Origin of the sequence: Kineococcus rhizosphaerae (genome assembly GCF_003002055.1) — a bacterium.
In the GTDB taxonomy this organism is placed as follows: domain Bacteria; phylum Actinomycetota; class Actinomycetes; order Actinomycetales; family Kineococcaceae; genus Kineococcus; species Kineococcus rhizosphaerae.
Genome location: NZ_PVZF01000040.1, coordinates 1 through 8,384 on the forward strand (window position 1 = coordinate 1; position 8,384 = coordinate 8,384).

Sequence of the window (8,384 nt, forward strand, 5' to 3'; positions counted from 1 at the left end):
GAGAGGTCCTTCGAAGCATCACGCGGTGGCCGCCTTCTACGTGTCAGCCACGCCTGTCACCGGCCTGGTCGTACACCACTCTGGTGGACACAACCATCCACCGCCAGGCTCTGAAGCTGTGTCAGAGCCACGCCAAGCAGCATCTCGCTGGCAAGCCCTTGAGCCAACTGCGAACTTGGGCATTGGTGCGCGAGGGCCTCTGTCGCATTGAGGGATGCGAAGGCCCGTGCGCTAACTCACACGGTCTCTGCGCCGAGCACCGAGCTCGGCACCGAGCTGGCCGGCCGGACTGGGATGCACCGATCAAGCGTCTCGAACGTGAGCGGGGCACCGGAACCATCAACTCCAACGGCTACCTTGTAGTGCCCAACCCTCAGGGAGGGCGACCTCGCCTGGCACATCATGTCGCCTTTGAAGCTGCGTGGGGCAAGGGAATCCGTACCGACAAAGGCGAGCAAATCCACCACATCAACGGCGACAGGCTCGACAACCAGACAGACGGTCCGCCTCGGATGAACCAGCGGGGAAACCTATGGACCGGTAACTTGGAGCTTTGGTCGACATCTCAGCCTGCCGGACAAGAAATTGGGCCGAAAATAAATTGGGCGATCGAGTTTCTTGGCCGATACGCCAATGAACTCGACTCGCAACGCGCATATTTAGTCGCCGAAGAACTCGAGACTTTGGCGAATAACCTCAGAGACTGATACTTCCACGAGTCTTCTGTAGGCTCTGTCAGCAGCGAGAAACTTTACCAGCAAGGGCCTACTCGGGCATCGATAAGGCTTGTGGAAGTAAGTATTGATACGGAACTACCTTGGGTCGGGTTAGAACCTAGTAGGCGCCGCGCCCGCGCAAAACGATGCCGGCGGTCCTCCAGAGGATCATGAAGTCGAAGGCGAGGGACCAGTTATCGACATAGCGCACGTCGAGGCGGACCGACTCGTCCCAGTCGAGGTCGGAGCGGCCGTTGATCTGCCACAGCCCCGTCAGGCCCGGCTTGACCAGCAGGCGGCGACGCATGTCGAAGCCGTACTCGTCGACCTCCTTCTGCAGCGGCGGGCGGGGGCCGACGAGCGACATCTCGCCGCGCACGATGTTGATGAGCTGGGGCAGCTCGTCGAGGGAGTAGCGGCGCAGGACGCGGCCGATGCGAGTGATGCGCGGGTCGACCTTCATCTTGAACAGGACGCCGTTGCCGTCGGTGAGGTCGCGCAGTTGTAAAAGAATCTCCTCAGCGTCAGCGACCATGGAGCGGAACTTCATCATCGGGAAGGAATTACCGTCCTTGCCGATACGCTGCTGCCGGAAGAAGACCGGGCCCTTGCTGTCGAGCTTGATGGCGACGGCGAGAGCGAGGAACAGCGGACTGAGCACGACGAGGGCCAAACTGGCGCTTAGGCGGTCAAACGCTCCTTTTGCGAGTCGTCGCGAGCCCTGCAGGTCGGGATGATCAATCTGCAATAGTGATAGCTCCGAGACTGGGTAGGTACTAATTCGCGAACCAAAGACGTCAATCAGTCCTGGCGCGATAACGAGCTCGGCGCGAGTGGCTTCGAGCTCCCAACTAAGGCGACGCAGACCAGGGCCCTCGAGCTCGGGGCTGGCGGTGACGGCCACGATGTCGGCGTCCACGGTGGTGACGGCGTGGCGGACGTCGTCGAGGCTGCCGATGACGGGGATGCCGAGCTCGCGCAGCTCGGCGTCGTCGGCCGCGCTGCCGGGGCCGCCGGGGACGCAGGCCCCGACGATGCGCATGCCGTGGTAGCTGGCGCGGTGCAGCTGGCGGGCCATGCCGGCGACGGCGGCGCGGTGGCCGACGGCGACGACGGTCTGACTTGCCTCACCGCGCATGCGTCGGGCATAAAGATCTTGGCGCTGAGTATATCTGCCAAACAAATTCAGGATCACCACAAGAAATATCCCCCACGCCGCTAAACCGGGGGAAAAGTCGAAATGAAAAAGCCATGATGTCACCGCAGTCGTAGTCAAAACGAGCAAGGCGGATCTAGCGACTCGATTATATTCCTTTAAATCAACGCCCACTGATCGTGTTTCATAATTTTTCGACAGACCCATGGCGGCGACCCATGTTATGGGAAACAAGGCCGCCCAAAGGATGTTCATGAGACCGGAACGCGTAGAAAGATCCGCGGGCTCGGCATGGAAACGAAGATAAAAGGCCGTAAAGGACGCAAGTGCTGCTACTGTTGCATCGATTGCTACAGCTCGCTGGATATACGCATATACCCAAGCGGGAGGTTGAGACTTCTTTGGATAGTTTGTGAGACTAGACGTCCTCAGCGCTGGTTGAAGTCTTCCAGCTACCTGCTCACGTTCCCGTGCGTGGCGGCGACTCAATAGGGTGCTTTGCAGACTGCTAGCCCAGCCTTGTGTTGGATAGAAAATAGCTCCAGTGGCATGTCTGCGTAGCGATTGGTAAGGCGCAGCAAGTGCGTCCGCAACTTTCAGAATCCTCCGATTATTCCCTTGACTATCGTGTTGCTTAAGATTATATGGAAAGGATCTCTTACTTTTTGAGTTCCGGCGAAGCAGAAGAGAAATCGTATTTGCGCTCGTCACTAAGACCAGTGCGAGCATAATAGTGAAGAAAATTGTCGAAACTATCGAGTTGCTCGACCAGCGAAAGGTCGAGAAACTCGCAAGAGCTGTCGTGAGTACGAGGCAAAGTTCACGCCAATAAGATAGCTTCCTCTTAGGTTCATCCAGGAACCTGCAGTGAGCGAGAAAACTAGATATCTCAGAGTCTGGACCTCCCTCGTCACTATTAAAGAACACGCGCGCTTGCCTAACAAGCCGCCAGCGAAACCATGACAGGTCCACTTTCATTAATGCTAAGTAGAGTTGTATTGCTGCAAGCCACCATAGAATTACGGCTAAGGTAAGGAACATGTCGGCCACCTGCCACCAGACGCTCATATGACGTTCGGAAGATAGAATCCGATAGTGTCATTAGTGAATATTCCAGGCAACGCGAAGCTTATCGCGTGAGGTAGAAGGATGCGAGGACTCGGAGGACTCGAAGGCATCTGCGCTCTTGAGCTAGTGTTCCTGCAGTAGCGCTGATACCTTGCCAAGTATCATCTGCTGAGGTTCACTGGAGACCCGTTTGATTAGCATCAACTTGCCTGCGCCGGGGTCGAACGCGCCCATCACGGCGGCGGTGATCACGGCATGTGTTGCTGTGGTGGCACTGTTCATCACTGCAACGCTGACTCTCAGAGCGCACCGTCTTGCGCAGCGGGGCGAGGCGTGGAAGCGCTTCCAGTTCGGGGTGGAGTCGGTCACAGACAGTAGCAACGCGGCTCGCCGCGAGGCCGGGTGGCTGATCCTCGTAGAGGTCGCGACGACCAGCTTGGCAAGTCGTCGCGACCGAGCGATGATGGCACAGACCGTGGTACAGCTCAGGGCTCGTCAGACCGAGGGGAAGAGGCATCGGCGATGAATCAGGCAGAGGCTCTCAAGCAGGGCTTTACGCCGGAGGATGTACTCGCTGCTCGGGCTGAGCGAGCCTTCCTGCAAGCCTGCCGGCAGAGAGTTTCTCCCGACTTGGCAGCTTTGGCGGACCTAGACCCGTGGCTACTTATGAGCAATGAGCACTATGGATCTTCGTTTGGTGACGAATCACCTGACGAAGAAGAGGGGTACTCATCCGCTAGGTCCTCTGATGAATCTAGCGAAATGCGGCAGGGCGCTAGACCTCGCTAAGAGGGTGTATGGCACCTCCTGTTTCGCTGAGGCGAGGTGGATTTTTGATATCCCGGTCAGCGCCTTGTCGTGCCCTAAGTGTGGGACCTAATAAGCCCCCCACACCCTCTAGGCAAGATGAATCATCGTGTATAACTACTTTGTCTGTAGTAAGTAGTCTTGGGGAGAGGTCTAGATCCCTCTAAGCCCCCTCGGCGCCTGATCTGGGCAAAGAGATTGGGTTCAATGTCGAGCTTCCCTATACATCGAAGATGTGTGCATGTGGTGACTCCAAGCGTCTTCAGCAGGTAGTTAAGCGGGTCTGCGTAACCTCTTTAACGACTGTCGAGCAAGCCAAATACTTGCCTGGAAGTTGATGCAGAAGGAGGTCCACCGTGGGCCTCCTTCTGCGTCTGCGACTAGGTAGTCGGTCATCGGCCAGCTAGAACGCTGCGGGCCAGCTCGGCGCGTAGCTGAACCTTGGCGACCTTGCGCTGGACCAGCTTGGTCTCCGGCAGTAGCACTAGGTGGTGGGCCTGCTCGTGCTCAGAACCAATCCTGCGGATGCGGCCCTCGCGCTGAGTCTCGCGGTCGTCCGTCCACGAGGAGTCCAGGGAGATCAGCAGGTTCGCGGTCTGCAAGTTCAGCCCACGCTCTAGGACCGAGGACCCCAGCAGGACCTGCACCTGGCCCGCGCAGAAGCGGGCCACGGCGTGCTCACGTTCGGCCTGCGGGACCTTGCCCTCGATGGCGGTCGAGGAGATGCCCACAGCCGCCAGGGCCGCTGCTGCCAACGGCAGGACGGCCAAGGACTCGCAGTAGACGACGGCCTGACGGCCCGCGTAGGGGCCGGTCAGCTGGGCCACCAGCTCCTCCACCAGCGAGGAGACGTCCTCGTGGTGACGGCCGGCGACCTCCTGCTTTTTGTGACCGGTCGAGCCGCCGATGCGGCTGCCGTTCTCGTAGGCCTTCTGCTGGGCCGGGTGCAGCCGCACCCAGACCACCGAGCGGGTCAGCTCGGGCAGGCGCTGTCCGGTCTCCTCGGCGCTGACGCGGTGCATCACCTGGTGCAGGTAGTCGGTGAACGCCTGGTGGTGGGCGGAGCTGGCGAAGTCCTCGGGCTTGGGCTCCACCCAGCGCCCCGGGCTGACCTCGTAGGCCTGCGACCAGCGGACGAACTCGCGCTCGAACTGGCCCCGGGGCCACAGGCCCGGGGTACCGATGCTCTCCAGCACCGAGAAGGCCTGCAACGGGTTCGACTGCCACGGAGTGGCCGACAGCCCCAGCACCCGCTGGGAGCGACCACTGAGGGCCAGCGCTGCCTGCTGCTCAGGACCACCACCGGAGACGGCGGTGACCTCATCGAGCACCAGCAGGGCCGGGGCCCAGCTGGCTGCCGTGGACTCGATGCGAGCACGCAACCACTGGTAGGTCCCCACGACGACCAGGGGGCGGTCCCCCTGGCGCTCGCGGAACTGCGCCAGCACCCGAGGACCAGGGGCGGTGTTCGCCCACCGGGACTCCTTGGTCGTGGACACCGCCAGGTGCGGGCAGAACCGCTGCACCTCGGCGGCGGTCTGCTCCACCAGAGGTGCATCGGTCAAATACACCACGGCCGGGACGTTGGCCTGAGCCGGCAGCTGGTCGGTGTCGAGCATCCAGGCCGCCAGGCCGGTGGCCGTGGCGGTTTTCCCGAGACCGGTGCCCAGCGCGCACAGGGCGCGGGGGTTGTCCTGGGCGAAGGCCAAGGCCTCGAGCTGGTGGGGCATGAGCTGGCCAGCGAAGCTGACCGCACTCGAGGTCGCAGATGGCATAGTCGAAGAGTTCACGCCGAGGCCCGCATGGCGCGTCGAATCGCGATGCGCTGGAACCAGGCCTTGCGGATGGCCCTCTCTTCACTGCTTGCGTGCCGCTGGCAGCCAGTGGCCATCGTGTACGGACCGGTGCGCAATGCGCGCCCGCCGCACTTGGATCCGTTCTCCATCAGGTGTGAGCACCTGACGCCCCGCGGACGCGGCGTCTCACTGGTCGCCATGCTCGTGGTGATCGAGTTCAACATGCTTGTTCTCCTGTACTTCGATGACCGCCGTCGTGCGACGGCATGACGAGGTCGGGTGTCCGCCCTCATGGCGGCACCCTCGATGGGCATGACTGGTGACAGCGCCGACGACGAGCTCGGCGGCGCCTGTCCGAGATCGGTCGGCGACCTCTGCAGAGGTAGTCCGACCGCAACATGTGCAGGTAAGCTCAAGAGGTCGAGCGGGCCTGAAGCCCGCTCGGTCTAGTGACCACTACCTTCCGTCGGAGTCGCTTCAACGACTCCGATCAGATGTGTTCGTCAGGTCGACGCTGTGGGCGTCGGACCAGTCCCTTCTCTCCTCCTTCCGTCGTCGGGCGCTGCCAGGCCGGCTTCAACCGGACTGCTTGAGGTTCGCCCGAGCGCTGCTGCGCTCAGCGAGGGCATGGTTCAGGCGAGGCAGGACGATCAGCCCCGCTGTTGTTCACTCGGGTTTGAGAGCACTCTTTGGGGTAACCGGTGAATGGGGTAACCGGTCTATCCACGGCGAGACCACTTACCGCCTGCATGGTCGAGCAGGGAACCGTACTGCTTGCCGTCACCCGACAAGTTCTTCTCCGCCGTTGCAGCCGAAACCGTTCCACCGTTGCCTCCTGGGAACCTCTGTTCGCTGATCCAAGCGGCGGTCTCCTTCTTCGTCATGCCCTGACAGTTGGCCACGACGGCGTCTGCGATCTCCGCGTTGCGGTCAGCCGTCTTGCGCTGCTTCGCCTTCCTAGTCTCCCCAGCTTCGCGGGAGAGTGTGTCTGCGTCTTTCGTATCGACGACTGACCACTCCGCCACGCGCTCACCCCGCTCCAAGGTCTGCTTGTGGCTGCGCCCCCAGTTGCCTCGAGCGCTGAGCTCACAAAAGGTGTCGTCTCTCTTGGTCGGCTTACGGATCTCAACGAGCCAGCGCACGGCGGACTCGATGTAGGTACTACCAAGGGGCTTACCCCCCTCGGTCATGGCGGAGTTGGTGGCATGTCCAAGGATTAGGCCCACGGCACGCGAGCGGAGGCACTGGCCCATGCCCTGGATAGCGGGCTTGACGTCCTCATCCCTGGTGACCGAGCCATCCGTAGACGCGGACAAGTTGTCCAAGATGATGAGAGTCTCTTCGTCGGCCTCGAGCGCCTGGGCCAGGTCACCCCACTCCTCCAGGGTCCAGGGCCGAGACATGGTGATCACTTGGAGGTGACGTGCCGAGGTGAGCCCAAGCTCCTCGAGCCACTGGGTGTAGTCCCGCTCCCCACCGATCTCGCTGATCAGGATGACGACCCGCGTGAATGTAGGCGCTCCGTCGGCGTTCGTCAGCTGCCCCCCTAGGAACGATCGCCCGGTCAACGCGGCATAGACGAGGGCTGTCGCAAGTCCGGTCTTGTTGCTCTTGGGCGGGCCGTACCAGAGGTTCAGGCCCCGCACGAGCAAGTGCGGGATGACGAACGCCGGGTAGCGGTTGGTCTGCTCGCGAAGCTCGTCGAAGTCCTCCACACGGCACGGCAGACCCTGCAGCCGGAAGCGAAGCGCATCCGTCCGTGCTCCAGCTCCTCGGCTCAGGTCCTGCAGAGTGCCAAGGGCACGGCTGGCTTCAACTACAGGGGTAACCGAAGCGACGCTCACCGCGCACCCATCGACTGGGCGTCCATCCAGGCCGCCACCTCCGAGGGGCGGTACCTGTACTGTCGGCCGATCTTGATACGCGGGATCCCCAAGATCCCGGCGTTCGCGCGGATGTAGCGCTCACTAGTGCCCGTGAGCTTTCCCATGTCCTTGTTCGTCAGGTTGGCCGCCTCGGGGAGGCCGAGCGCCCAGGGCTGTTCGGTCTCAGAGTGCTTCCTCATGTCGTCTCCTACGTCTTCGATGCGCAGTCGGCGTGACTGCTCCGCAACCATAACACACAGCACTTGTCTAGTGCCATGTGTTGTGCAATGATCTGAGCATGACTTCTGCAACGGAGTGGACTCGGGTGGCCGCACCCGCCCCCACAGGACCCAACAGCCCGAACACCTGGGTGACCTTCGAGCGCCCGGGCTGGAGAGCCCAGTTCGGCATCCAGATCCCCGGACCGACCGACCTCGGCGCCCTCGAGCTCCGACTGGTCTTCCGGCCGGACGAGGACGACTCCTACACCTCCGTCGAGGCGACCGATGGGATCACCACTGAGATCGTCCGCAGCCTGCCTCTCGCAGATGTCCGCGCCGAGTTCGGACGACTCGGCTTGGAATGGCTGCGACAGGAGTACGACCTGACCACGATCCTCGGTCGCGTGGAGACCCCTGAGCAGTGGGCTCAGTTCGCGATGATCTACGTCAACATCGTCAAAGGAACACGTAACCCGCTGCAGTACATGGCGAATGAGAGCGGAGTCAGTCGCAACACGCTGTCGGCGCGCGTCCGACGATGCCGCGACATGGGCTTCCTCACGAGACCCGACGGGAAGTCACTCGCAGAGCTCACCGACGCATCCAGGCGCCTTCTGCGTCCCAGCACCCACCAGAGCACCACCACCGAGGAGAGCTAGTTGTACTGACCACTGAGGTTGGTGACGCGCGAGGCGGGCGTTAGCCCGCCGAGGGCGGTGTGGTGGCGGTGATGGTTGTAGAGGTGCAGCCAGGTT

General features: G+C 61.7%; 8 protein-coding genes. 3 read left to right on the forward strand and 5 right to left on the reverse strand.

Features of this window, described 5'->3' with window-relative positions:
• The first annotated feature begins 83 nt into the window (after positions 1 to 83).
• Complete coding sequence (locus tag CLV37_RS27285; RefSeq protein WP_170127537.1) at positions 84 to 707, forward strand: HNH endonuclease; 624 nt, start codon at positions 84 to 86, stop codon at positions 705 to 707.
• 127 nt (positions 708 to 834) lie between these two features.
• Here CLV37_RS27285 and CLV37_RS26535 read toward each other — a convergent pair whose 3' ends face one another.
• The 3 genes from CLV37_RS26535 to CLV37_RS26545 all read right to left on the reverse strand — a co-directional run bounded on the left by CLV37_RS26535 (position 835) and on the right by CLV37_RS26545 (position 5,477).
• Positions 835 to 2,940 (reverse strand): sugar transferase, encoded by a 2,106-nt coding sequence (locus CLV37_RS26535; protein ID WP_342762311.1) that lies wholly within the window; start codon positions 2,938 to 2,940, stop codon positions 835 to 837.
• Between the two features lie 123 nt (positions 2,941 to 3,063).
• A complete protein-coding gene (locus tag CLV37_RS27970; protein ID WP_170127538.1) occupies positions 3,064 to 3,222 on the reverse strand; it encodes a hypothetical protein in 159 nt (52 codons plus the stop codon).
• A gap of 917 nt (positions 3,223 to 4,139) precedes the next feature.
• A complete protein-coding gene (locus CLV37_RS26545) occupies positions 4,140 to 5,477 on the reverse strand; it encodes a helicase-related protein (protein ID WP_170127539.1) in 1,338 nt (445 codons plus the stop codon).
• 72 nt (positions 5,478 to 5,549) lie between these two features.
• On the opposite strand from CLV37_RS26545, the gene CLV37_RS26550 reads away from it, so the two are divergent.
• Positions 5,550 to 5,813 carry a hypothetical protein gene (locus CLV37_RS26550; RefSeq protein ID WP_146149630.1) on the forward strand — a complete coding sequence of 88 codons (264 nt, stop codon included), beginning with the start codon at positions 5,550 to 5,552 and terminating at the stop codon, positions 5,811 to 5,813.
• Positions 5,814 to 6,262: 449 nt separating this feature from the next.
• Here the strand turns inward: CLV37_RS26550 and CLV37_RS26555 are convergent, their stop codons facing one another.
• On the reverse strand, positions 6,263 to 7,258 hold the full coding sequence (locus CLV37_RS26555) for an AAA family ATPase (protein WP_170127540.1): 996 nt from the start codon (positions 7,256 to 7,258) through the stop codon (positions 6,263 to 6,265).
• Positions 7,259 to 7,383: 125 nt separating this feature from the next.
• Positions 7,384 to 7,608, reverse strand: coding sequence for a helix-turn-helix domain-containing protein (locus tag CLV37_RS26560; protein WP_106215750.1), 225 nt, complete (start codon positions 7,606 to 7,608; stop codon positions 7,384 to 7,386).
• A 125-nt stretch (positions 7,609 to 7,733) separates the two neighbouring features.
• Here CLV37_RS26560 and CLV37_RS26565 point away from each other — a divergent pair, with 125 nt between their 5' ends.
• Positions 7,734 to 8,288 (forward strand): hypothetical protein, encoded by a 555-nt coding sequence (locus tag CLV37_RS26565; RefSeq protein ID WP_146149631.1) that lies wholly within the window; start codon positions 7,734 to 7,736, stop codon positions 8,286 to 8,288.
• Positions 8,289 to 8,384: the final 96 nt, after the last annotated feature.